At 60.8% G+C, this 22,965-nt stretch carries 21 protein-coding genes; 13 read left to right on the forward strand and 8 right to left on the reverse strand.

Going from position 1 to position 22,965, the window contains the following annotated elements:
• Positions 1 to 16 precede the first annotated feature (16 nt).
• Positions 17 to 1,291 (reverse strand): glucarate dehydratase family protein, encoded by a 1,275-nt coding sequence (locus ACLFKU_RS25885; protein ID WP_410850971.1) that lies wholly within the window; start codon positions 1,289 to 1,291, stop codon positions 17 to 19.
• 203 nt (positions 1,292 to 1,494) lie between these two features.
• Between ACLFKU_RS25885 and ACLFKU_RS25890 the strand changes: the two genes are divergently transcribed.
• Positions 1,495 to 2,199, forward strand: coding sequence for a GntR family transcriptional regulator (locus tag ACLFKU_RS25890; RefSeq protein WP_410850972.1), 705 nt, complete (start codon positions 1,495 to 1,497; stop codon positions 2,197 to 2,199).
• Between the two features lie 19 nt (positions 2,200 to 2,218).
• Here the strand turns inward: ACLFKU_RS25890 and ACLFKU_RS25895 are convergent, their stop codons facing one another.
• Positions 2,219 to 3,298, reverse strand: a complete 1,080-nt coding sequence (locus ACLFKU_RS25895) for an alcohol dehydrogenase catalytic domain-containing protein (protein WP_410850973.1) — start codon at positions 3,296 to 3,298, stop codon at positions 2,219 to 2,221.
• Between the two features lie 111 nt (positions 3,299 to 3,409).
• Between ACLFKU_RS25895 and ACLFKU_RS25900 the strand changes: the two genes are divergently transcribed.
• From ACLFKU_RS25900 to ACLFKU_RS25910, 3 genes are all read left to right on the forward strand, one after another.
• Positions 3,410 to 4,183 (forward strand): helix-turn-helix transcriptional regulator, encoded by a 774-nt coding sequence (locus ACLFKU_RS25900; protein WP_410850974.1) that lies wholly within the window; start codon positions 3,410 to 3,412, stop codon positions 4,181 to 4,183.
• A 125-nt stretch (positions 4,184 to 4,308) separates the two neighbouring features.
• A complete protein-coding gene (locus ACLFKU_RS25905) occupies positions 4,309 to 4,566 on the forward strand; it encodes a hypothetical protein (protein ID WP_176366812.1) in 258 nt (85 codons plus the stop codon).
• 133 nt (positions 4,567 to 4,699) lie between these two features.
• On the forward strand, positions 4,700 to 5,047 hold the full coding sequence (locus ACLFKU_RS25910; RefSeq protein WP_176123610.1) for a hypothetical protein: 348 nt from the start codon (positions 4,700 to 4,702) through the stop codon (positions 5,045 to 5,047).
• Between the two features lie 63 nt (positions 5,048 to 5,110).
• On the opposite strand, the gene ACLFKU_RS25915 is transcribed toward ACLFKU_RS25910, so the two are convergent.
• Positions 5,111 to 6,190, reverse strand: a complete 1,080-nt coding sequence (locus tag ACLFKU_RS25915; protein WP_410850975.1) for a Gfo/Idh/MocA family protein — start codon at positions 6,188 to 6,190, stop codon at positions 5,111 to 5,113.
• A 65-nt stretch (positions 6,191 to 6,255) separates the two neighbouring features.
• The gene (locus tag ACLFKU_RS25920) at positions 6,256 to 7,920 is read right to left on the reverse strand and encodes an alpha-amylase family protein (RefSeq protein WP_368584196.1); all 1,665 of its coding nucleotides are present in this window, start codon (positions 7,918 to 7,920) and stop codon (positions 6,256 to 6,258) included.
• Positions 7,921 to 7,968: 48 nt separating this feature from the next.
• On the opposite strand from ACLFKU_RS25920, the gene ACLFKU_RS25925 reads away from it, so the two are divergent.
• Positions 7,969 to 9,555, forward strand: a complete 1,587-nt coding sequence (locus ACLFKU_RS25925; RefSeq protein WP_410850976.1) for an alpha-amylase family glycosyl hydrolase — start codon at positions 7,969 to 7,971, stop codon at positions 9,553 to 9,555.
• 20 nt (positions 9,556 to 9,575) lie between these two features.
• Here the strand turns inward: ACLFKU_RS25925 and ACLFKU_RS25930 are convergent, their stop codons facing one another.
• Together ACLFKU_RS25930 and ACLFKU_RS25935 are read right to left on the reverse strand one after the other, a co-directional pair.
• Positions 9,576 to 11,492, reverse strand: a complete 1,917-nt coding sequence (locus ACLFKU_RS25930) for a potassium transporter Kup (RefSeq protein WP_410850977.1) — start codon at positions 11,490 to 11,492, stop codon at positions 9,576 to 9,578.
• An 87-nt stretch (positions 11,493 to 11,579) separates the two neighbouring features.
• Positions 11,580 to 12,437 carry a helix-turn-helix transcriptional regulator gene (locus ACLFKU_RS25935; RefSeq protein WP_368584193.1) on the reverse strand — a complete coding sequence of 286 codons (858 nt, stop codon included), beginning with the start codon at positions 12,435 to 12,437 and terminating at the stop codon, positions 11,580 to 11,582.
• A 103-nt stretch (positions 12,438 to 12,540) separates the two neighbouring features.
• Here ACLFKU_RS25935 and ACLFKU_RS25940 point away from each other — a divergent pair, with 103 nt between their 5' ends.
• Complete coding sequence (locus ACLFKU_RS25940; RefSeq protein ID WP_410850978.1) at positions 12,541 to 13,434, forward strand: SDR family oxidoreductase; 894 nt, start codon at positions 12,541 to 12,543, stop codon at positions 13,432 to 13,434.
• Here ACLFKU_RS25940 and ACLFKU_RS25945 read toward each other — a convergent pair.
• The gene (locus ACLFKU_RS25945) at positions 13,429 to 14,121 is read right to left on the reverse strand and encodes a phosphatase PAP2 family protein (protein WP_368584191.1); all 693 of its coding nucleotides are present in this window, start codon (positions 14,119 to 14,121) and stop codon (positions 13,429 to 13,431) included. The genes ACLFKU_RS25940 and ACLFKU_RS25945 overlap by 6 nt on opposite strands.
• A gap of 194 nt (positions 14,122 to 14,315) precedes the next feature.
• On the opposite strand from ACLFKU_RS25945, the gene ACLFKU_RS25950 reads away from it, so the two are divergent.
• On the forward strand, positions 14,316 to 15,188 hold the full coding sequence (locus ACLFKU_RS25950; RefSeq protein WP_410850979.1) for an endonuclease/exonuclease/phosphatase family protein: 873 nt from the start codon (positions 14,316 to 14,318) through the stop codon (positions 15,186 to 15,188).
• Between the two features lie 89 nt (positions 15,189 to 15,277).
• Complete coding sequence (locus ACLFKU_RS25955) at positions 15,278 to 16,063, forward strand: hypothetical protein (protein ID WP_410850980.1); 786 nt, start codon at positions 15,278 to 15,280, stop codon at positions 16,061 to 16,063.
• A 338-nt stretch (positions 16,064 to 16,401) separates the two neighbouring features.
• Here the strand turns inward: ACLFKU_RS25955 and ACLFKU_RS25960 are convergent, their stop codons facing one another.
• Complete coding sequence (locus tag ACLFKU_RS25960; protein ID WP_410850981.1) at positions 16,402 to 17,487, reverse strand: glycosyl hydrolase; 1,086 nt, start codon at positions 17,485 to 17,487, stop codon at positions 16,402 to 16,404.
• A 43-nt stretch (positions 17,488 to 17,530) separates the two neighbouring features.
• On the opposite strand from ACLFKU_RS25960, the gene ACLFKU_RS25965 reads away from it, so the two are divergent.
• The 5 genes from ACLFKU_RS25965 to ACLFKU_RS25985 all read left to right on the forward strand — a co-directional run.
• On the forward strand, positions 17,531 to 17,767 hold the full coding sequence (locus ACLFKU_RS25965) for a hypothetical protein (protein WP_410850982.1): 237 nt from the start codon (positions 17,531 to 17,533) through the stop codon (positions 17,765 to 17,767).
• A 1,549-nt stretch (positions 17,768 to 19,316) separates the two neighbouring features.
• The gene (locus ACLFKU_RS25970; protein ID WP_368587903.1) at positions 19,317 to 19,961 is read left to right on the forward strand and encodes an SCO family protein; all 645 of its coding nucleotides are present in this window, start codon (positions 19,317 to 19,319) and stop codon (positions 19,959 to 19,961) included.
• A 17-nt stretch (positions 19,962 to 19,978) separates the two neighbouring features.
• Entirely contained in the window at positions 19,979 to 21,937 is a 1,959-nt protein-coding gene (locus ACLFKU_RS25975; protein ID WP_410850983.1) for an RICIN domain-containing protein, read from the forward strand.
• Positions 21,937 to 22,374, forward strand: a complete 438-nt coding sequence (locus ACLFKU_RS25980) for a hypothetical protein (RefSeq protein WP_410850984.1) — start codon at positions 21,937 to 21,939, stop codon at positions 22,372 to 22,374. Before ACLFKU_RS25975 ends, ACLFKU_RS25980 begins: the two co-directional genes overlap by 1 nt.
• Positions 22,375 to 22,697: 323 nt before the next feature.
• Positions 22,698 to 22,965 (forward strand): Wzz/FepE/Etk N-terminal domain-containing protein (locus tag ACLFKU_RS25985; protein WP_410850985.1); only part of this gene is annotated, 268 nt, incomplete at its 3' end.

A 22,965-nucleotide genomic window follows, 5' to 3' on the forward strand; every position in this document is an offset into this window, starting at 1 on the left:
GGATTGGAAGCGAGAATTAAAAGCGCGGATTCTTGCCGGTGAAGCCCGGTTCGTACTTGCGCATCTGCGAGAGGTCATCGCGATTGCGCACGCCGCACGACCGATACTGCGCATGCAGTTCGGCGAGCCGCTCGCGGTCGAGCTCGACGCCGAGGCCCGGCGTGGTGGGCACGCGCACCGAGCCGTTGTCGAACGTCACACGGCCGCCCTTGATGACTTCTTCCTCCTGCCACGGGTAGTGCGTGTCGCACGCATAGGTCAGGTTCGGGATGCTGGCCGCGACGTGCGTCATCGCCATCAGGCTGATGCCGAGGTGCGAGTTCGAGTGCATCGACATGCCCAGATCCCACAGCTTGCACATGCGTGCAAGCGTCTGCGTCGCGCGCAGGCCGCCCCAGTAGTGGTGATCCGACAGCAAGACCTTGACCGAACCCATCTCGGCGCCGCGGCGGAAATCTCCCATCGTCGTGATGACCATGTTGGTCGCGAGCGGCAGGCGCGTGTGCTTCGCCAGTTCGGCCATGCCTTCGAGGCTCGGGCACGGGTCTTCGTAGTACTCGAGCAGTTCGTCGAGTTCAGGGGCGGCGGCGATGCTCGTTTCGAGCGTCCAGTTCGCGTTCGGGTCAAGGCGCAGCGGCACGCCGGGGAACGCCTGATGCAGCGCGCGCATGCACGCGATTTCGTGTGCCGGCTCGAACACGCCGCCCTTCAGCTTGATGCTCTGGAAGCCATACAGCTCGATCATCCGGCGCGCCTGCGCGACGATCTGCTCCGGGCTCAGGCCTTCGCCCCAGGCATCGGGCGCATAGGGCTTGTCGATGTGCTCGGCATACTTGAAGAACAGATAGGCGCTGTACGGCACGGCGTCGCGCACCTTGCCGCCAAGCAGATCGACGATCGGCGCGCCGACGATTTGCCCTTGCAGGTCGAGCATCGCGACTTCGAGCGTGCTGATGACTTTGGGCGCGTTCTTCGCCGCGTGCGAGCCGGGCGCGAGTTCGAATTCGACCGCGCCCGGGGTCGCCTTGATCGTGCCCCGCACGCGTTCTTCCATGCGGTTGAGGTCGAACGGCGACAAGCCGATCACCAGTGACTTCGCCTGTTCGAGCACACGCAGCATCGGTTCGTCGCCGTAAGTTTCGGAGATGCCGACGCGGCCGTCGCTCGTCTCCAGTTCGACGATGGCGCGCAGCGCCCAGGGTTCGTGGATTCCGGCGGCGTTGAGCAGGGGACCGTCGCGGAACGCGATCGGGGTGATGCGCACCTGCGTGATGGTGATGTCGCGAGTCATGATGGCAATCGGCATAAGTGGAGTTTGATGGGCCGAATCGTAAAGCACTAATATATTAGTGCGTTAGTGGGGTAAACTCTCATGTCGACTTCGTCGCTAATTCCGCTCGCAAGGCCGCTGGAAGCGGCAGGCGTCGGCTATAGTACTAGTGCCTCAGCGGACCCCCCCGTCGGTCCGCCTGCTTCCAAGCTTCAATTTCTGCCATGAAAAACCACGCTCACTCGGCGACGGTCACCCGGCTCGACCGCTCCCGCCACGCCGCGCCGCAAGTCTTCGAACGACTGCGCGAAATGATCCTTTCGCTCGAATTGACGCCGGGCACGGTGCTGTCGCGCACCGAGCTCGCGAACCGCTACGGGCTCAGCCAGACGCCGGTGCGCGACGCGCTGATGAAGCTCGGCGAGGAAGGTCTCGTCGATATCTATCCGCAGCACGCGACGGTCGTGAGCCAGATCAAGGTGACGTCCGCGCTGCAGGCGCATTTCCTGCGCCGCTCGATCGAACTCGAAGTGGTGCGTACGCTCGCGGAGCAGCGCAACGCCACGCTGATCGCGGAACTGCGCGTCACGATCGCGCGGCAAACGGAATTGCTCGACCTGAAGAACTACGAGCAGTTCTCGCTGCTCGATCAGGCGTTTCATCGGCAGATGTACGAGGCGGCGGGCGTGCCGCAGCTATGGGATCTGGTGCGCAGGCTGAGCGGCCATATCGACCGGCTGCGGCGCCTGAATCTGCCGGTGGAGGGCAAGACGATGGCGGTCGTGCGCGATCATACGGAGATCGTCGATGCGATCGACAAGGGCGATGTCGAGGCCGCGCAGGCGGCGTTGCGCAAACATCTGTCGGGGACGCTGAGCCAGATCGATCAGATTCGCACGAGTCATCCGAATTTTTTGGCGGACGAGTGAGGGCTCGCTGAATCGCTGGCTATGGCTGGATCACGGTCATTCTGAATGGACCGCCGTTCGCGGCCGCGTGGGACACCGCTTCGTTGGCATGATCGAGCGGGAATGTCTTGACGTCGAAATGACGGAGATCGAGCAATCCCGAGCGAATCAGGCCGGTCATCAGCGTCACCGCTTCCGTCGGATACATCCATTTGCCGCGCACGGTGATGTCGTTGCGCATGAGCCACGGATACGGCAGCTCGAGACCGGCGCCGCCCAGCATGCCCACGCCACCCATCAAGATGACGCGGCCGTACGGCCGCACGGCCATCATCGCGGCGCGCACGGCCGTGACCGGCGCCGAGGGCGGCAGCAGATCGATGACACAATCGATCGGACAAGGAGCCGCCTGTTGCATCCGTTCGCGATCCGCCTGTTCATCGCCTGAAAGTCTGACTGGGCGCACGCGCTCGCCGAAGCGCTGTGTCAGATCGTCGAGTGCTTGCGCATTGCGTCCCGGCGCGACCACACAGCGCGCTCCCATCGCAAGGGCGACAGCTACACATGCGCTGCCGAAGTTGCCCGTAGCACCGCTCACGAGCAGTGTTTCGCCCGCCCGCAGCGCGGCCGCAAGCAGGCCGCCATAAGGCACGAGCATCACGTTGAGCGCACACCATCGCGCCGCCTCGCCACGCTCGATGTCGGCGATACGAACCGCGTTCTCGGTCGGCACGCGCACCTGTTCGGCGAACGGGCCGTCGTGAAAGTACCGCTGCAGTTGCAAGCCGCCGTCTCCGCGAGAACTCCAGCCCTGCAGCGTTATATCGGGCATCAACGCGTCGTCGCGCGAGCGCACGGTCGGATCGCAGAACACCCAGTCGCCCACCTTCAGATGAGTCGCATCGGGACCGCTCGCTCTTACACGACCGATCGCGCCGCAGCCGGGCACGATGGGCAACTCGAGCGGATAGCGACGCTGACCATTGAACACTTCATTCGCGTACGACAACACTGGCGCGGCGGCGACATCCACGATCACTTCGCCCGTGCCGATTTCCGGATCTGGCATCTGCGTAATCGCGAGGGGCCGGTCAAGTGAATTCAGGATTGCAGCTTTCATCGTCGTTCTCCGTCAAGGATGGTCTGACGAGCCCATTCTGGCGAACCTAGAATAGGCAACAAGGCCTGGTACTATCCCAGGATTCATCGATACCTCCTTGCAAGGACGAACATGCCGGCATCGAGACGGAGTGAATTTGGCGATTTTCTGCGTTCGCGCCGCGAGAAGCTGAGCCCGGCATCGGCGCGGCTCGGCAGCGGCCGGCGCCGTCGTACGCCGGGGTTGCGGCGCGAAGAAGTTGCCGAACTGGCGGGCATCGGTGTGGACTGGTATGTGCGGCTGGAGCAGGGGCGAACGGTCAGCCCGTCCGATGCCACTCTCGACGCGCTTGCTCGCGCGCTGCGGCTTGGCAAAGCGGAAGCCGCGCATCTGCGGGCGCTCGCGCGCAGCAACGATCGGCGGACGCTTGCTGCCGAGAAAGTGCCGCCGGCAATCGCGCGCATCGTTTCAGACCTGGGTCTGCCGGCATACGTGACCGGCAGGCGGTGGGACATCCTGGCGTGGAACCGGGCGGCCGCCGATCTGCTCGGCTTCGATCGCCTGAACGAGGCGGACCGCAATATCCTCGTTTTCATGTTCATCGAACCGGAAGCTCGGCGGCTATTCGGACCCGCGTGGGAAGACGAAGCGCGCCGCATGATCGCGCTCTTTCGCGCAACGCACGATCTGTTTGCCACCGATCCATCGTTCGTCCAGCTAGTGGAGCGCCTGCGTTCGTCGAGTGCGGAGTTCGCCGGCTGGTGGATCGCGCATGACGTCCGTGGCGGCGCATCTGGCGAGAAGGTGCTCGCGCATCCTCAGCGTGGAAACCAACGTTACCAATACGCTACGTTTCAGGCGAACGACGACCCGTCGCTGAAACTCTCGATCTACACCCCCGTTTGAGCGCCGCCCAGCTGGCAAAGCCATCGCGACGGCCCTAGGACCTTGGTCCGATTGACGCGACATTCACGCGTGGCACCCTTGTACAAAGCCGGAATAATCATCGTCAACCTGACAGGGAGGCTGCCATGTTTTCATGGAGCCGGCAGTTCGCGCTCGCGGTCATGGCCGTGTCCGCGATGGCTTGCGCGGGAAGCGCCTGGGCAACCGAACAGGCTCAGCAACGTCGTGCTGGACGCGACGTGCGCCAGGAGACACGCCAGGGTGCCCGTCATACGAAGCAGGAGTGCAGAGCCGCGGATCAGAAGAGCAATTCGCAGTGCCGGCAGGACAAGCGGCAAACCAAGCAGGGCGGCCGTCAGGCGGCCAGGAATATCAAGTATTGAGCGTTTGCGTTCGCGTGCGCCGGCTGGGCACTGAACCAGCGACAGCATGGGAAGGCAGACACCACGTCCACCAGATCGAGCGGGGGAGCCGATGCGAGCCTGGCGATATGTAGCGCTTTGCACTTTGCCGTTCATGATCGTTGGCTGCAACACGCCTCCGATCGCACCGGGCAAGCCGGTCGATATCCCGACTGCCCTCGAGCAGGTTCTCCAGGGCCTGTGCAATTTCCGCAAAGATCAGGCCGGCCGCAAGCAGGACCTGGGCGCCGCAATCGACTCGATCACCGTGGAGCTCGACCTGACCGTCGACGGGGCGAGAAATCCGCCAGTGGCGGTCGCGCCGGATATCCAGTTCATTCCGACCGTTAGCTACGGTCAGATCATGACGGCAAACCGGGGCAGCAGACTCGTGCTGACGCTGAAAAACACTGGCAGCGGCACCCATGGCGGCGATTGCGATGTGACTGCGCCAGCCAAGTAGAGATCAGACAGCAGGGGCACTTCCCGCGCGTTGACCCGCGCAAGTGCCCCCGAGCATTGCACTTCAACCTTGTGCGATTTTTTCCCACGCGCCTGACTGAGCCGAGCGGAACACGGCATCGATCACCCGCATATTCGCGCGCGCATCTTCCAGCGCAATAGCTTGCGGGCCTCCGCTCAGGATCGCTTCCGCGAATGTGGTGGCGGCTACGCCGTACTGATCGCACACCGGAAGTTCCAGCCAGCGATCAGTCGCGACACCGTCGCTATTGTGCTCACTGATTAGCAGCCGCGTCGGTCGATCGTTTGGTGCATTGAATGGAATTTCGACTTCGATTCGCCCCTTGGTACCGTGAAATTGCATCCGCTGGTACGGATAGGTTTGAGTCGAGTAAAAGAAACTCGCCTGCACGCCATCGAAGTCCATCATCACGGAGCCGAGCCGGTCTACCTTGAAGGCAGGATCCTGCTCGACCAGCGCTACTACGCGCCGTGGCTCACGCCCGATCGTGAAGCGCGACGTCGTGATCGGATAGCAACCAATATCGAGCAGCCCGCCGCCGCCTAGCTCGCTCTTGTTGCGGATATTCTCTTCGTTGGTGTTGTAATAGGTGAAGCCGCCGGTCACTGCCCGCAATTCGCCGATCGCGCCTTCGTCGATCAAGGTCCGCACCTTCAACCATTGCGGGTGCGTGCGAACCATGAAGGCTTCCTGGATGTATCGGCCGCTCTTGTCGCGCGCTGCGAGCAGTCGTTCGACCTGTTGCGCGTCCAGGCTGATCGGCTTCTCACACAGCACGTGCTTGCCCGCCTCGACCGCTTTGATCGTCCATTCCACGTGGAGATGATTGGGCAATGGAATATAGACCGCGTCGATTTCCGGGTCCGCGAGCAGCGCCTCGTAACCGTCGTATGCGACAGCCAGACCATATTTGGCCGCGGCTTCCCGCGCCTTCTCCAGAGAGCGCGACGCGATGCCTTTCACCCGGCACTTCGGCGCGTTGTGCATGGGCACGACCACCTTGTCGTTGATCTTTGCGGCGCCCAAAATTCCCCAGACTATTTGATCCTTTGCCATGACATCCCTTTTTCCGATTGCGTATCCGATGAGTCGAGCAGGCTGAGCATTCGCGTGAGTCGGCAAGTCGCGTGAGTCCGCGAACGACCAGGAGCATGCGATCGTATCAGTTTAGCCGTGGCTCGTCGTTGTTAGACCTCGCTCCGCTTGAGCAGATAGTCGAGGCCGCCCACCCGATACCATCGATATCCGAACGGCTCGAGCAGCACCGTGTGACAGCCGTCATCGTCAGCGCGGCTGTGGTCGTCGGACAGAAGATTGATCAGCGAATCGCGGCCAGGTTCGTTGGAGCTCAGGCGGAATTCGACGGTACACGCTTCGGCGCGGAAGTTATGCAGAAACAGCACGGAGTTGTTGCGCCACTGATAACCGAGCGCGAGCACGTCGTTTCGCGAGGTGGGCAGCACTTCGAAGTCCCCCCAGCTGACTTCCGGCACTTCGCGGCGCATGCGAATCATCCGCTCGGTCCAGTTGAGAAACGAATCGGGATCGCGCCGCTGCTGCGCCACGTTGACCCGCTCGAAGCCATAAGCCCCGCCGGAGATCGCCGGCACAGGCGGGTTCGAATGGTTGGTGAAGCCGCCTTGCGGCTCGCCCGACCATTGCATCGGCGTGCGCGCGCATTGGCGTTCGGGCCGGCGCAGATCGTCGCCCATGCCGATTTCATCGCCGTACCGGAACACGGGCGTGCCCGGCAAACTCAGCATCAGGCTGTAGGCGAGTTCAAGGCGGCGTCTGTCGCCCGACAGCATCGGCGCAAGTCTGCGGCGGATGCCGCGCCCATACAGCTGCATGTCGGGGTCCGGGGCGAACGCGGCGAACACTGCCTCGCGCTGAGCGGGCGTCAGCCGGCCCAGATCGAGTTCGTCGTGATTGCGCAGAAACACCCCCCATTGCGCAGTCGGCGGCCGTGGCTTCGTCGCAAGCAGCGCGTCCTTCAACGGCTTCGTGTTGCCCGTCGCGAGCGTGTAGAAGGTGTTTTGATTGACGCGGAAGTTGAACATCATCGGCAAGCGCTCGCCCTCGTCGCCGAAGTACTGGAGATCCGATTTGGGCAGCACGTTGGCTTCGGCCAGAATGATCGCGTCGCCTTCGCGCCACTGCAGAAACTCGCGAAACGTCCGCAACATGTCGTATTGCTCGGCAGGGCGGCGCACCTTCGGGCCCTTCGTCGCGATGACGAAGGGCACCGCGTCCATGCGGAATCCGGACACGCCAAGCTGAATCCAGAAGCCCATGATCTTCAGCAACTCCGCCTGCACATGCGGATTCGAGGTATTCAGGTCCGGCTGAAAATCGTAAAAGCGATGGAAGTACCAGCGTCTTGCCCGCTTGTCGAAACTCCAGGTCGACTTCTGCACGCCCGGAAACGCCACGCCGCGTTGCGCATCGGGCGGTTTGTCGTCCGACCAGACATACCAGTCGCGATATTTCGAGGCAGGATCGCTGCGTGCTTCCAGGAACCATGGATGCTGGTCGGACGTGTGATTGACGACGAGATCGATGATCACCCGCAAGCCCCGCTGGGCGCACGCATGCGTGAACTCGGCGAAATCGCCGAGCGTGCCGTACTTCGGATCGACGTTGTAATAGTCGCAAATGTCGTAACCGTTATCGCGTCCTGGCGATGGGTGAAAGGGCATCAGCCAGATCGTCGTCATGCCGAGCCCTTGCAGGTAATCGAGTCTGCGCATCAGGCCTTGGAAGTCGCCGACGCCGTCGCCATTCGCGTCCATGAAGGTGCCTACCGAGAGGCAATAAATGATCGTGTTCTTGTACCAGAGGTCATTTAGCATAGGTTCCGCGCGTGGCGCCTAAACGATCGATCGTGGAGAGGAATTGCAATGTCGGAGCTGGCGTGGTGGCAACGCGGTGTCATCTATCAGATCTATCCGCGCTCGTTTCAGGACAGCAACGGCGATGGCATCGGCGATCTGTCCGGCCTCAGCGCGCGCCTTGAATATGTCGCGGCGCTAGGCGTCGATGCGGTGTGGATCTCCCCGATCTACCCGTCGCCGATGGCCGACTTTGGCTATGACGTCGCGGACTACTGCAACATCGATCCGATGTTCGGCACTCTGGACGGGTTCAAGCAATTGATGGGCCACGCGCATCGGCTCGGGCTCAAGGTGCTGCTCGATTTCGTGCCGAATCATTCGTCGAACCGGCATCCGTGGTTCGAAGAAAGCCGCTCGTCGCGAGACAATCCGAAACGGGACTGGTATCTGTGGCGCGATCCGTCGCCCGATGGCGGGCCGCCGAACAACTGGTTGAGCCGCATGGGCGGCTCGGCGTGGGAGTGGGAGGAGCTGACGGGGCAGTACTACTATCACGCGTTTCTGCGCGAGCAGCCTGACCTGAACTGGCGCAACCCCGAAGTGCGCCGCGCGATGGATCAGGTGCTGCGTTTCTGGCTCGATCTCGGCGTGGACGGCTTCCGCGTGGACGTGCTGTGGCTGTTGATCAAGGACGCGCAGTTTCGCGACAATCCCCCCAATCCAGGCTATCTGCCCGGCGAGCCGGACCATCATCGACTGTTGCAAACTTACACCGAGGATCAGCCGGAAGTACATGAACTCGTGCGCTCTATGCGAGCCACGCTGGACGAGTACGGCGAGCGCGTGCTGATCGGCGAAATCTATCTGACTGTCCCGCAACTGGTGAAGTATTACGGCGTGAACGGCGAAGGAGCGCATATGCCGTTCAATTTTCAGTTGCTCAGCGCGAGATGGAATGCGGAAAACATCGCCCGCATGATCCGCGATTACGACGTTGCGTTGCCCGAATACGCGTGGCCGAACTGGGTGCTGGGAAACCACGACAATCCGCGCATTGCGTCGCGCGTCGGCGCGGCACAGGCACGGGTAGCAGCTGTGCTGTTGTTGACGCTACGAGGCACGCCGACGCTCTACTACGGCGATGAAATCGGCATGATGGACGGCTATATCGCGTCCGATGAGATTCAGGACCCGGCGGAGTTGCGGCAACCGGGCATTTGCCAGGGACGCGATCCCGAGCGCACGCCTATGCAATGGGATGGCTCGCTGCCGAATGCGGGCTTCACGGACGGCAGACCGTGGTTGCCGATTGCGACCGCGACGAGCGTGCGCGAACAGGACGGCGACATGTCGAGCATGTTGTCGCTGTATCGGCGTTTGCTGAGCCTGCGCCGCAGCAGCGCCGCGCTCGTGCGGGGCGCGATAGAGAATGTCGTTGCCGACGGCGACGTGCTGACCTATGAGCGGCGCTACGGCAATCAATGTCTGTTCATCGCGCTGAACATGGGCGCCGAAGCTGCCACCGTGCAATCGCGCGCGGGCATGGTGCTGCTATCGACGGTGACCACGCGCATCGGTGACGCCTTCGTCCAGGGCGCCAATTTGCTTGCCGCCAGCGAGGCGGTCATCGTGATCGTCGACTCTCCATCGTGAACGGTAGCTGACTCACCGGTTCAAAGCGCCACCTGAATGCCCAGTTCAACGACGTCTTCCGCTCGAAGCCCATAGTATTCCGCGCTGGGCGTGGAATGAAACGCCATCTGTCCGAACAGCGCCTCGCGCCAGCGCGTCATGCTGCCGTGCGAACGTCCCTTGATGACTTCATCGCGCGGCAGGAAAAACGTGGTGTGCCTGGGATCGTAGTGCCAGCCATCGAACCGGCCCGCCAGCGATTCGAGCAGCCGCGGCAGGTTAGGGCGCTCGACGAATCCATGATGCGCAATGATCTCGAAGCATCCGTGGCCGAGGTCTCGCACGTCGATGCGCGTTTCGTCATCGATACGCGGCGCTGACTCCGATATGTTGGCGAAGAAAATCGTCGTCTCGTGCAGCACGCGATTGTGGCGGATGTTGCTCCTGAATGTCGCCGGTGTCTTGCCCGATGCGTTGCCCGGATAAACCGCCGTGCCTGGCACGCGCGCCGGAGGTACGGGACCGGCTAGCGCGTCGCGCAGGAATGCGTCGAGCGCATCGGCTTCGTTCGCATGGGTTGCGGCAATCTCGCGACCGCGATTCCATGTCGACATCAGCACGAAAAGAATCAGCCCGACGGCGACAGGAAACCAGCCGCCGGAAGCGATTTTCGGCACGTTCGCGGACACCAGCGTCACGTCGACGACGAGCAACGGCGCGCTCACGAGCGCCACGCCGTAGACGGGCCAATGCCAGACGTTGCGCGACACGCTGATCATCTGGATCGTGGTGATCAGCATCGTCAGTGCGACCGCGATGCCGTACGCCGAAGTCAGGTTCGACGAGCTTCGAAACGCCAGCACGAGAAACATCACCGCCACGAACAGGATCAGGTTGACGGCGGGCGCATAGACCTGTCCGCGCTGCTCCGTCGATGTTTCGACGACCCGCAGGCGCGGCAGAAAGCCCAATTCGATCGCCTGACTCGTCATTGAAAATGCGCCTGAAATCACCGCTTGCGAAGCGATGATCGTCGCGAGCATCGCGATGATGACGCTTGGCACGAGCGCCCACGACGGCGCGGCGTGGAAGAACGGCTGCTGAAAAGAGCCGGGCACGAACAGCAAGGTCGCTGCCTGCCCGAAGTAGCCGATGATGATCGACGGAAACACGATGGCGAAGAGCGCAATGCGGATCGCGCGGCGTCCGAAGTGACCGATGTCGGCATACAAGGCTTCCGCTCCGGTCAGCGCGAGAATCACGGCGGCGAGAATCGCGAACGCCATGCGGGGATGGCCGATCATCAGCGATATGGCCCATCGCGGCGATAGCGCATGCAACACGACGGGATGTTGCGCGATCCGATACAACCCCACAGCGGCAAGAGACAGAAACCACACGGCCATCACGGGACCGAATGCGCGCCCGACCACCGAGCTGCCGCGTCGCTGAAACGAAAAGAGCGCGATCAGGATGGCTGCCGCGATCGGCAGGACCCATGGATCGAACGAGGGACTGATCTCGCTCAGTCCCTCGACGGCCGACAGCACGGATACGGCCGGCGTTACCATCGAATCGCCATAGAACATCGCGGCGCCAAAGAGTCCCGCCAGCAGAAGCGCACGCGGCACCCGCCGCCCTTCGTCCTCATAGCCCGATCGGACCAGCGCCGTCAGTGCGATGATGCCGCCTTCGCCTTCATTGTCGGCGCGCATCACGTACCACGCGTACTTGAGCATGACGACGATGACGACGGCCCATACGATCATCGAAAGCGTACCCATGATGACCTGCACGTCGATCGAACCGGTTTCGATGGCGGCTTGACGCAGTGCATAGATGGGACTCGTGCCGATGTCGCCGAATACGACACCCAATGCGCCAAGCACGAGCGTGCCGCCGCTGCGCTGGCGGCGAGACGACGAATCGTCGCTTTGCTCCCTGTTTTGCTCAGGCATTTTTTTACGCGAAGGTTGTGCGATGCCGTACAAGCAATTTGTGGGCCGAAGTGCGATCCGTCGGTCGCGCCAGACCGTCGAAGCCGATCACGCGGTGGTCAGAGGCGCGGCGCTGTCAGTCTCGTCCATCGATGAAACGGCGCTACGGATGCGCCTGGCGATTCGCGCGTCGAGCGGGGTGTAGACGAGCATGCTCAGATCTGGCCGGCCATCGACGGCGAACAGTGAATATTCCATTTCGATGGTCCCGAACGCAGGATGCAGCAGGCGCTTAACGTGCTGGCCTTCGCTGTGGCCGAATACCTGGTTTTCGCGCCACATGCGCTCGAAGTCGGGGCTCTCGCGACACAGATCGTCGACCAGATCGCCGACCTCGGAGGCGAGCCCCGCGCGTGCCACGTCCGCGCGGAACGTCCCCACGACGGAGCGGGCGACGCTCTCCCAGTCATGCTGTTTTGCGCGGGCGTCGGGGTCGCCGAACAGGAAGCGCAGGATGTTGCGCTGGCCCGGCGGCAGCGCGCTGTAGTCGGTCAGCACGACCGCCGCCGCACGATTCCACGCGACCACGTCCCACGTCGCCGTCTTGATGATCGACGGGCTGGCTTCGAGCGAATCGAGCACGCGCTGCAAGCGCGGATCCACTGCGTCGGTGGAGCGGTAGCGCACTTCAGGGGGGCGCCCGAGACCCAGCATGAACAGATGTTCGCGCTCCGTGTTGGTCAGCATCAGCGCCGCGCAGATGCGCTCCAGCACCGCGGCGGACGGCGCGCCGCCGCGGCCCTGCTCGAGCCAGGTGTACCAGGTCGAACTGATATTCGCGCGCTGCGCCACTTCTTCCCGGCGTAATCCGGGCGTACGCCGGCGGCCCGAGAAGCCGAAGCTGGCCGGATCGAGCCGCGTGCGGCGGCTGCGCAGAAAGTCTCCGAGGGATTGGGCGGTGTTCACTGGACGATTAACCTGTTAGTCGCTTTACCGGGATAAGCTCACTACTTCAATAGCATAGCGAATGATCGCATAGTGCGTCCGTGGCTATTCTGGAGACTTGACCATGCGAATCTTTCTGACAGGCGCAACCGGGTTTATCGGCTCGGCTTTGGTGCCCGAACTTATCGAAGCCGGGCATCAAGTGATCGGCATGACCCGCTCCGATCAGGGCGCGCAGGCGCTCGTCGCAGCGGGCGCGGAGGTGCACCGCGGCACGCTCGAAGACACCGACAGCCTGCGCAGCGGCGCCGCGAAGTCCGACGCCGTCATACACCTTGCTTTCGATCACGACTTCTCGCACTTCGTGGAGAACTGCGAGAAGGACAAGCGTGCGATCGCAGCGCTTGGCGCGGCGCTGGCGGGCTCGGATCGGCCGCTTCTGATCACATCAGGCACGGGCGTCGGCAGCCGGGATAACGGGCAGCCGGCCGCCGAGGACGTGTTCAACACCAGCCACCCGAACCCGCGCATCGGCTCCGAGCTCGCCGGCAATGCGCTGCTGGAGGACGGCGTCAACGTGTCGGTGATGCGCTTGCCGCAAGTGCACAACCCATACAGGCAGGGCCTCATCACGCCGCTCATCCAGATCGCTCGGGACAAAGGCGTGTGCGCATATGTGGAGGAAGGACGTAATCGCTGGCCGGCGGGGCATCTGTCGGATGTCGTGCGGCTGTACCGGCTTGCGATCGAGAAGGGCGAACGCGGTGCGCGCTATCACGCGGTCGGCGAAGAGGGTGTTAGTGCACGAGAGATCGCCGAGGCGCTGGGGCGCGGCCTGAAGTTGCCGGTCGTCTCGATCGCACGCGGCGAAGCGCAGGCTTACTTCGGATGGATGGCGATGTTCGCCGCGCTCGATATGCCGGCATCGAGCGCGCAGACGCAGGCGCGTTTAGGCTGGCGACCGACCGGTCCCACGCTGCTGTCGGATCTGAACGAAGCGCGCTACGTTCCATCATAGGTGCTTCAATATGCCGCTTGCGAGCCTGCGCAGTTCGTCGAACTGCGTGACGAGTTGGAGGCAGAGCACAAAGGCCAGCGCTGCCGCGGGCCCCGGGTGGAGGTCGATCCATCGCAGCACCGGCGTCGCGTAGCGCGGGCGTATCGCATCGCGCGTCATGATCAAGGTGATCGTGATCCCCACCGCGGCGCCCACCAGCAAATCGGTGGGGTAGTGAAAGCCGAGATAGGCGCGCGGAAGGCAAATGAACAGCGCGGTATAGAGAAGCGCCAGCACGCCGATGCCCCGCCACACGAGGAAAATGCCGGTAGCGACCGCCATCCATAGCATCGCGTGATCGCTCGGGAAGGAACTCCAGTTGGTCAGCACGGCGTCCTTGATATCGCCGCTGGCAAAGCTCAGATGCAGTTCGGGGTTATAGACGGGGCGCACCCTGAACGGCAACCAGTGAGTCAGCACTCTTCCGACGAAGAGTGCCGCGAGGCCGCTGACAACCGTCGCGAGAACCATTTCTCGCCGCCATTCGCGGCATTCGTCTTGCTGAAACCACATCCACCACAGTACGGGAACGAGTACGAGACCTTTGAAGGTGTACAGGTTGTCGATGGCTTGGATGGATAGCGTCGCGAAATGACTGAAATGTATGTTGGATAGATATGTTTCGATGGATAAATCGAAGCTATTCATTATTTTCTAAGGAAATTGAGCCGGTCGCGGGATGAAGGTCAGCATAATTCATCGCGCGCACGGCATTTTTTGGCGCTTACTTTCACTGACAATTTTTACTGCACGATTTCATCGCTAACTTTCAGTGACCCGGCGACCCGTGCCAGCGCCAAGCGCAGCGATGACCTATAGTCGGAGCTTTCAAGGAGGCCATCATGAAGCTGGTCGACTGGAACATTCAGTGGGGTTGCGGCGTCGACGGCCGCGTCGACCTCGGCCGGATCGTGCGGGAAGCACGCGCATTATGCGACTTCGACGTGCTGTGTCTGCAGGAAGTCACGCGCGGCTTCAACGAAGCACCGGCGGCAGGTGGACTGAAAGGCGCGCCATCGTCCGATCAGTTTGCCGAACTTGCCGCTCTTCTGCCGGAGATGACCGTGCTCGATGCGATCGGCTCCGATCTTCCGTCGCTGGGCGCGAGCCGTCATCGGCGGCAGTTCGGTAATGCCATCGTGACCCGCTTACCGGTTCGTCAAGTGCTGCGCCATTCGCTGCCGTGGCCTGCCGATCCCGCCAAGCCGTCGATGCTGCGCGTCGCGCTCGAAGCGGTGCTCGAAGCCGACGTCGGTCCGCTTCGTGTCATCAGCACGCACCTCGAGTTCTATTCGGAGAAACAGCGGCTCGCGCAAGTCGCAAGACTGCGCGAGTTGCATCAGGAAGCGTGCAATCACGCGCACTTTCCCGCGCGGGGTGAAAAGCCGGACAGCCCATTTGCCGATACGGCGCGCCCGGTCAGCGCGGTTGTCTGCGGTGACTTCAACAGCGCATTCGAAGACAGCGCCTTTTGCCGGATGCTCGAACCGATCGCCGACGCGCCGAGCTTCGTCGATGCGTGGGCCCGCGCGCACCCTGGCGAGCCGCGTGCCGCGACGGTCGGCCTGTACGATCGCGAGCAATGGCCCGACGGACCTTTCGCGTGCGATTTCGTTTTCGTCACGCAAGACCTGGGCACACGCATTGCGTCGTGCGATGTCGATCCGCACAGCCGCTCGTCCGATCATCAGCCGATGTGGCTGGAACTGCGTTGAAAGTTCTGCGGGAATGCTTAAGGGTCTGTTAAGCGTTGTTCTGCGAAGGTTGAGCCTATGTTCAAGCCACGAAATAGTGAGCACCTCACATGAATAGCAGCCAAGCGGAAATTCGCGCGCATGCAGTCAGCAAAGTCCCTCAGGTCACGCTGGGCTTCTGGATCATCAAAATCGCCGCCACGACACTTGGTGAAACGGGCGGCGATTGGGTGACTATGTCACTCAAATTGGGTTATCTGATCGGCACCGCAATTTTTGCAGTTATTTTTATTGCGCTGGTCGCAGGGCAGATCAGGGCAGAGCGGTTCAATGCCACGCTTTATTGGGCGACTATCGTCGCAACGACCACGCTCGGTACCACGCTGGCCGACTTCTTCGATCGATCCGTGGGAGTCGGCTATCCTGGCGGTGTCATGATCGTCTTCGCGCTTCTGCTTGCGAGCCTGGGCGTCTGGTACAAATCGGAAGGTACGGTGTCAGTGCAGAGCGTAACCACGTCCAGAGCCGAGTGGTTCTATTGGGTGACGATCCTCTTTTCGCAGACATTGGGTACGGCGTTGGGCGATTGGGTGGCGGGATCGGACGAAGGCGGATTGGGGCTCGGCTATGAGAACGGCGCTTTGATCTTCGGTGCGGGTCTGCTGATCGTCGGCGCGCTGTATTACTGGTCGCGGCTGTCGCGGACCGCCATCTTCTGGGCAGCGTTCATCCTGACGCGTCCGCTCGGCGCGACCTTGGGGGATCTGCTCGACAAACCCGTTTCTCAAGGTGGGCTCGAGATCAGCCGACTCTATGCGTCGGTGATTCTGGTTTCGTTCATGGCCCTGTGTGTGGTTTTGTTACCGCAGCGTCCTGCTGGGCGAGCGACGCGGTAGTAGGCATCCTTTCAATTGAGGCCGACATGAAAAATCCCTGGACCAGGAAGAACCCGTTCCTGAGCATGTGGCTAAGCGGCGCCAATACCGTCGCGAACTCGGCGCGGGTAAGAACGACGGCGGCGGCCAAACGCGCGGCCTCCGCGTTTTGGAGCGCCGCACTCACGCCACCGAAGCCGAAGAAAAGAAGAAAGGCACGGCGCTGAGTTGACTCGTCCGCGGTCGGACGAGTTTGCTGCCTGGCGTGAGGGATCGCACACAGGGTGTACCCAACCGGCAAAAAAGAAGGGAGCGCCATAGTCGGCGCTCCCTTCATTCATGGGTTACAGCGTGCAGGCTTACTGGATCGGCGTCAGATATGAACCCGACAGGAAGCGTTCCGAACTCGGAATCGTCGCCGTGTAGGCCTGAATCGCGGCTGCAAGCTGCGGGCGAATCAGGTTGCGGTTGTAGTCGTAGATCGAATAGCCGTCACCTTCGCCATTGCTTGGATCGCCGTTACGCACGACATACCAGAACGCCTTCGCCACCGAACCGTTGTTCATCAGAGTCTTCAACTGATTAAACGCGGCCGTTTGTCCAGCATCCGTACCGTTGGTGCCATTGTTGGTCTCGGTCAGCCAGATCGGCTTCGCGCCGCTGCTGACGAGGTTCGACACGGTGGTCATGAATGCCTGCACCAGCATGTTGTACTCGGCGCTGCCGAAGTACGGGTGAACGTCGACGACGTCGATCGTGGTGTTCAACGGGCTGGAAGCACTCTTGGTGTTGTTGCCCATGGCATTGATGTAGTCGGTCGCCTGGATCAGCTGGCTACCTGCGGGCGGTTGCCAGCCGTTATTCGGATACGCCGAGTTGTAGAAGTACGAGATGCCCTGAGTGTGCAGAACCGTTTTGTAGCCCGACTGGCTCTTCGTGTTCAGGACCTGCTTGGCTTCCGAATAGAGCGTCTTGCTGCGATTCAGAATGTAGCCGGAAATACCATTCGCATCGCCGTAAGACGGGTCCGAAGCGGAGAACGACCAGTTGGTCTCATTGAACAGTTCGATGTCAGCCGTGAAGGGCAGAACGACGTCCATCAGCGAGCCGAGATACTTCGTGAACGCTGCGTCGCAGAAGTCGAGTCGCGGCGACGATCCGCTCGGCGGATTCTGGGTGGCCGAGCACTGGTATGCGCTAGACGGCGCGTACATGCCCACCTCGAAAAGAATCTTCATGCCGCGCGTCCGTGCGGCGTTCAGAAGCCCCTTCAGAAAGGCCACCTTATTGGGGTCCAGCGTGCTGCCGTCGGCCAGCGTCATGAAGTCCCACGAAACACCGAGGCGAACCGTACCGACGCCCAATCCGGCAATCAGATCCAGGTCTTTTGAGCATTCGTTGAGCGCGGTCTGATCTCCGCTCCAGAGATTGCAGTTCACGTCCATTGCAAAGCGGTCGTTTCCGCTGCCGGTGGGCGGCGGTTGCAGCGTGGCAGTGGCGTTTGCGGTGGTGGCTGCGGTGGTGGCTGCCGTGGATGTGGTGGACGTGGTGGCTGCCGTGGATGTGGTGGCTGTTGAGGTTGTCGCTGTGGTGTTGGTGTTGCCCCAATGTGCCCTGGAGAATGACTTCGAGAATGCCGGCATCGATTGCCCGCACAACAGGGCTAAAACGGTGAATAAGGAGCAGAGTCTTAATTTCATTGGATTGGCTATAGATTGCTACTGACGGAGAATGGACCGAGAACATTGGCGTTACGTTTGCCGATGACCATCAGCTCCTGAAGCGATGGCACACGTAACGCAAACACGTCGATACGTGAGTCAGCTGTCGCTGACGTCACGATTGCAAATGGTCTTGCGCGGGATATGAGGCTTTCGTATGGATCGTCGCGAAACGGCTCAATCGCCTTGTCCCGCCCGTTGCACCTGGGCGCGGTTATAAGGCTGACCGTTCGCCTGAACCGGCGGTGAACCGTTGTCGGTGGGCACTACGCCGTTGCTGTACGCATTCGTAGTCGCGTTCGCGACTGCGTTGGCAGAGACGGAGGAGTTGGCAGTCACGGACTGGGTGCTGCCATCATCGCTTGTTTCACCGCCGCAACCTGCAAGGCTCAGGATTCCTGCGGTAAGTGCAAGCACTGAAACAGTTTTTGCGATCTCAGGAACTTGACGAAATGATGGTTTTAGTCTTGGAGAGAGTCTGCTGAAAGATGACATCTGTCTATCAAGGCCGATAAACCTTGGCCGCTAAAACGAACAGCGTTCGCGTGATAAGGACGTCGCCACGAATAATTACGCAACAACACGAGTACAACTAATTAATGATCCGCTTTTGTCAAGGGCGCCCGTTGCCGGACTCGCGTGGTGCATTAATCGAATTTAATCCTCGGATTTAATACGATGCGCCGAAAACCACTTTCATCATTTAAATCGACGATTTGGCGATTCGTCGCAAATTGCGAAGTTCTACTGATAGAATCGACCTAGGTTTTCCCTGACTGATCCGACGAAACGAATGATACAGAAATGGAACGAAAATTGCCCTGACGGTCGTAACCAAACGTAACAACGCGATGTGTGATATGGAAGCGGATCGCTAAGTGCCCCGCGTCCCCTCCCATGCTTATCCAGAGGCGTTCCCACGCTTTCCAGCTGAGTTCACAAAACGACAAAAGAACCGTTACAAAATTGTTACTTGGCGGCTAGGGACAGGGGTCCGGTACCTCTTTTGCGCCAACGTATAGTTCTTGGCCGATGACTGAAAACTAACTGAATTCATTAGTATGGTTTTCGAAAGAGAAGGTGACGGGCGATGGATTTTTTTTGAACTGTCCGGGCGCATTAAATAAATCGCAAAATGCGGATTTCGCGACGGTTCGGTTTTGAGCTTTGAAAATATAGAGATCAACGCGAGCAAGGGGCGGAGACTTACACATCATCGCCAGCGAAACACCTGTTCACTTCCACCGCGCTTCATGATTCAGTGCGCAACTCGCGATTTGCAAGTCAAAAAAGAGCTTTGCTTGGACCTTCTCAGCGCCCAGTTTTTTGGAGGTTCATGGTTATGTGGTCGACCTCACAAAACGCGGCAAGTCGCGGGCCAGACGCTGTCATTTTCCGGAAGGTTCCCTGCTACGCTCACCATTGCCGTTGATTCGCCAGAGAGCGAACGTAGCCGTCGCGCGACGTCTGCGAATTTGCCGCGCGGGTAACACGCAATAAAGATGGCGACGAATAGTACTGAAGATAGTTACACGTTGCGGGAGATCACATTCATGTTTCATCAACACGCGCCGAGTCGCGCGGCGTTGCGTGCGTGCGCGCCGCTCGGAAACCCGAGTCGCCGTGCGCTGCTGCGTGGCGTATCGGCGGCGGCGTTAGCCGGCATTTCTTTTCCGCTATATGCGCAGCACGCAAGCGTGGGACTCGTCACGCCGCCTATTCGTCTCGACGACTACTGGGTGATCAATCAAAGCGGCCAGAAGCAGCTGCTGACCGACCTGTTGCATCGGAAAGTGACTGCGTTGCAGACGATTTACACAGGATGCAGTTCAGTTTGTCCTTTGCAGGGTGCGCTGTTCAGCACCGTTCAGCAACGGATATCGCAGTTGCAGCATCGCTATCCCGTTCAGTTGGTGTCGATCGGAATCGATCCGCTTTCCGACTCGCCGCCTGCGTTGCACGCATGGCTCAAGCGCTTCCAGGCCGGACCCGAATGGTGGGCGGCCACACCGACGTTGCAGGACGTCGACCGGATGCGCACCGCGCTTTCGGGCAGCACCTTGCCACTCGGCAACATTGCCGATCACTCGACCCAAATCTACTGCTTCGACGCTAACGCAATGTTGCGCTGGCGAAGCGATGACCTGCCCCGCGCGGATCAAGTTTGCGAGGTACTGGGCGCATTAGGGCGTGTGTAACCTATTGGACTGAGAACATGTCACAAAAAAAATCGCTTAGGTTGAGGTCGCAGTTATTCGACAGGTGGGTGAAAGCATTGCTGCTAATTGCATTCTTGCCGGTGCTTTCAATCTTCTCCACGACTGCGCACGCGCAGACATCGAGCACAATCACCGTTAACGGCACCAGCTTGTGCGCCGATGTGAACGCCGAATCGACAACGCCTGGCGCCTCGGTCATCCAGTGGACCTGCAATGGGCAGAACAACGAGCTTTGGACATTGACCCAGAACAACGGGCTTTATCAGTTCGTCAACGTCAACAGTAATCTGTGCCTCGACATCTACGGTGTAAGCACGGACGCCGGCGCTGGAGCGGACCAGTGGACCTGCAATGGCCAGCCGAATCAAAGCTTTCAACTCATACCGCAAGGTGGCGGCTTTGCAATCGTCGCGTCGCAGAGCAACTTGTGTCTGGCGGTTGCGAGTCTCACGGCACAGGGCTCGCAGATCACGCAGCAGCCCTGCAGCGGCGCCCCGCTGCAGACGTGGCAGATCAGCGGCATGACCGCGAAAACATTGCCGGCGAAGTGGACTACACCCTATAACCTGTCGATCGTGCCGGCTGCTGCGGCGAATCTTCCCGATGGAACGGTGGTAGTGTGGTCCGCTGACAAGAAGCTGGACTTTACGGCTGGCGAAGTCACCCCCGGCAACACGTACACCGCAATCTTCAACCCGACTACCGGTACCAGCAAACAGGTGTACGTGACGAATACCGGCCACGATATGTTCTGTCCGGGCATCGTCAATCTTCCGGATGGTCGTATTTACGTCACCGGTGGCTCGAGCAGTGACGAGACGAGCTTTTACACGCCTTCGACTGGAAAATGGTCGTCAGGTCCTTTAATGAAAATTGCGCGCGCCTATCAGGGCAGCGTAACGTTGAGCAATGGCAACGTATTCCAGGTGGGTGGTTCGTGGAACGGAGGCGAAGGCGGCAAGACCGGCGAAACCTGGTCACCGAGTACGGGTTGGCAGGTCAACAGCGCCATTCTCGCCGACTACATCCTCACGAATGACGCGGCTGGCATTTTCCGCTCCGACAATCATGCATGGCTGTTTGCGGTGGCAAATGGGCGAGTCTTCCACGCCGGTCCGAGCGTTGCGATGCACTGGTTCGATACCGCCGGCGGGGGCAACGTGACGCCTGCCGGCAACCGGGGCAGCGATACCGATGCGATGAACGGCAACGCCGTTATGTACGATATTGGCAAGATCCTGGCTGTTGGCGGTGCGACGAGCTACGAGTACGCCAACGCGACTGCGAACGCCACGCTAATCGACATCAGTAGCGGCACCGCGGTGACGCAAACGCTTACGCCGATGAATTACCGCCGCGCCTTTCACACCAGCGTGGTCTTGCCGAACGGTCAGGTGGTAGTCTTAGGTGGAGAGGCGTACCCGGTAACGTTTTCGGACGACACCGCCGTGCTGGCGCCCGAGTTGTGGGACCCCACCACCAAGACTTTCTCGCTGCTCCCGCCGCAAGCCGTGCCGCGTAACTATCACAGCATCGGACTGCTGTTGCCGGACGGTCGCGTACTGAGTGGCGGCGGCGGACTGTGCGGAAGTTGCTCGACAAATCACACGAACCTCGAAATACTCACCCCGCCGTACCTGCTGAACGCGGACGGCTCGGCGGCAACCCGACCGACCCTCACAGCCGCGCCGACCACCGCACAGCTCGGGACATCGATCGCGGTGACGGGCAGCAGTGGCATCACGGCCTTTGCGTTGATGCGCATGTCTTCGTCGACCCACGCGGTCAACAACGAGCAGCGGCGGGTACCCGTGAGTTTCACGGTAGGAACGGCGGGTGAATATCTGATCAATATTCCTTCCGATCCGGGTGTAGTCGTGCCTGGCTACTACATGCTGTTTGGCCTGAACGCGAAGGGCGTGCCGAGCGTTTCGCGCACGGTGCAGATTCAGTGATGGCGTCACTGTCACGGCGGACCGCGGCGCGTGTGGCGCTGATACTGGGGTTGGCGGGCATCACGCATGTTGCGCACGCCGCGCCGCTTTGCGAGCCGAAGGATCTCGGGTGCGCGATCTTTAATGGGCAGCATTCCGTCGCGGCGCAATTGCGCGACGACGATCATCTGCTGCCCGGCTCGACCACCCGTTGCGCGAACTGTCATTCGCAAACCGGCGCGGCCGACGCATTCGCGCCACCGTTGACCGCCGGCAGCCTGTTTCCTGCGAAGAGTCGAAGGGACGGTCCGGCGAGCAGTTACGATCAGGCAACGTTCTGCAGGGCGCTGAGGGAAGGCATCGACCCGGCCAACGTTTTGTTGCGCAAAGCCATGCCTCACTACCGGATATCGGATACCGAGTGTGCGGCGCTCTGGCATTTCGTCACCAAGCCGTAGCACCTTTGCGTGCGGTCGCGCGACTCATATCCGACTATTCGCGGTTGAATCGAGTGTGACGTTGGGCCGAAAAGCGACAACGTGTGGCAGCGTACGGAGGTGCGGCAAGTCGTCAGTTAGGCTGCGGTTGCGTCTGATATGAATAACTCGATGTCTGTCTGCCGGCGCAATCTATCCGATGCCGAAAAATTAGAAGTCTGCGCCAGGTCCGGCGGAAGCTGTGTAGACGATAAGACGATTTGATTCGAGCAGGCGGCGGGTCCGCATCGCCTGCATCTTGAATCCAGCTTCCACCGTTTTCGTACACCCGCCCTGGGGTTTCGATGAATCAGAACTCTCTCCTTACGAATGCTGCCGTGGTCCGCAATAACGATGTCAGTCTTTCACGTTATTTCGACGTACTGATGGCCAACCGCTGGCTGGTCGGTGGAATCGCCGGCGGCGTGCTCGCCCTGGGCGTGGCCTACGCGTTTATCGCGCCATCGGTGTACCAGGCCGATATTCTCGTGCAGGTGGAAGACAGCATCCCGACCAACAATTCAAAGAGTCCTCTGGGCGACGTCTCGAGCATGTTCGACGTCAAGACAGAGG

The sequence above is a fragment of the Paraburkholderia sp. EG304 genome, from assembly GCF_046543485.1.
Classification (GTDB): Bacteria; Pseudomonadota; Gammaproteobacteria; order Burkholderiales; family Burkholderiaceae; genus Paraburkholderia; species Paraburkholderia youngii.

What these genes read in the sequence shown, in the direction of transcription:
- ACLFKU_RS25975 (WP_410850983.1), top strand. Translation starts at nt 19,979, where the DNA reads ATGTCACAAAAAAAATCGCTTAGGTTGAGGTCGCAGTTATTCGACAGG.
- ACLFKU_RS25920 (WP_368584196.1), bottom strand. Translation starts at nt 7,920, where the DNA reads ATGCTAAATGACCTCTGGTACAAGAACACGATCATTTATTGCCTCTCG.
- ACLFKU_RS25895 (WP_410850973.1), bottom strand. Translation starts at nt 3,298, where the DNA reads ATGAAAGCTGCAATCCTGAATTCACTTGACCGGCCCCTCGCGATTACG.
- ACLFKU_RS25980 (WP_410850984.1), top strand. Translation starts at nt 21,937, where the DNA reads ATGGCGTCACTGTCACGGCGGACCGCGGCGCGTGTGGCGCTGATACTG.
- ACLFKU_RS25960 (WP_410850981.1), bottom strand. Translation starts at nt 17,487, where the DNA reads ATGGACGTGAACTGCAATCTCTGGAGCGGAGATCAGACCGCGCTCAAC.
- ACLFKU_RS25945 (WP_368584191.1), bottom strand. Translation starts at nt 14,121, where the DNA reads ATGAATAGCTTCGATTTATCCATCGAAACATATCTATCCAACATACAT.
- ACLFKU_RS25900 (WP_410850974.1), top strand. Translation starts at nt 3,410, where the DNA reads ATGCCGGCATCGAGACGGAGTGAATTTGGCGATTTTCTGCGTTCGCGC.
- ACLFKU_RS25940 (WP_410850978.1), top strand. Translation starts at nt 12,541, where the DNA reads ATGCGAATCTTTCTGACAGGCGCAACCGGGTTTATCGGCTCGGCTTTG.
- ACLFKU_RS25970 (WP_368587903.1), top strand. Translation starts at nt 19,317, where the DNA reads ATGTTTCATCAACACGCGCCGAGTCGCGCGGCGTTGCGTGCGTGCGCG.
- ACLFKU_RS25885 (WP_410850971.1), bottom strand. Translation starts at nt 1,291, where the DNA reads ATGACTCGCGACATCACCATCACGCAGGTGCGCATCACCCCGATCGCG.
- ACLFKU_RS25905 (WP_176366812.1), top strand. Translation starts at nt 4,309, where the DNA reads ATGTTTTCATGGAGCCGGCAGTTCGCGCTCGCGGTCATGGCCGTGTCC.
- ACLFKU_RS25950 (WP_410850979.1), top strand. Translation starts at nt 14,316, where the DNA reads ATGAAGCTGGTCGACTGGAACATTCAGTGGGGTTGCGGCGTCGACGGC.
- ACLFKU_RS25890 (WP_410850972.1), top strand. Translation starts at nt 1,495, where the DNA reads ATGAAAAACCACGCTCACTCGGCGACGGTCACCCGGCTCGACCGCTCC.
- ACLFKU_RS25930 (WP_410850977.1), bottom strand. Translation starts at nt 11,492, where the DNA reads ATGCCTGAGCAAAACAGGGAGCAAAGCGACGATTCGTCGTCTCGCCGC.
- ACLFKU_RS25955 (WP_410850980.1), top strand. Translation starts at nt 15,278, where the DNA reads ATGAATAGCAGCCAAGCGGAAATTCGCGCGCATGCAGTCAGCAAAGTC.
- ACLFKU_RS25925 (WP_410850976.1), top strand. Translation starts at nt 7,969, where the DNA reads ATGTCGGAGCTGGCGTGGTGGCAACGCGGTGTCATCTATCAGATCTAT.
- ACLFKU_RS25910 (WP_176123610.1), top strand. Translation starts at nt 4,700, where the DNA reads ATGATCGTTGGCTGCAACACGCCTCCGATCGCACCGGGCAAGCCGGTC.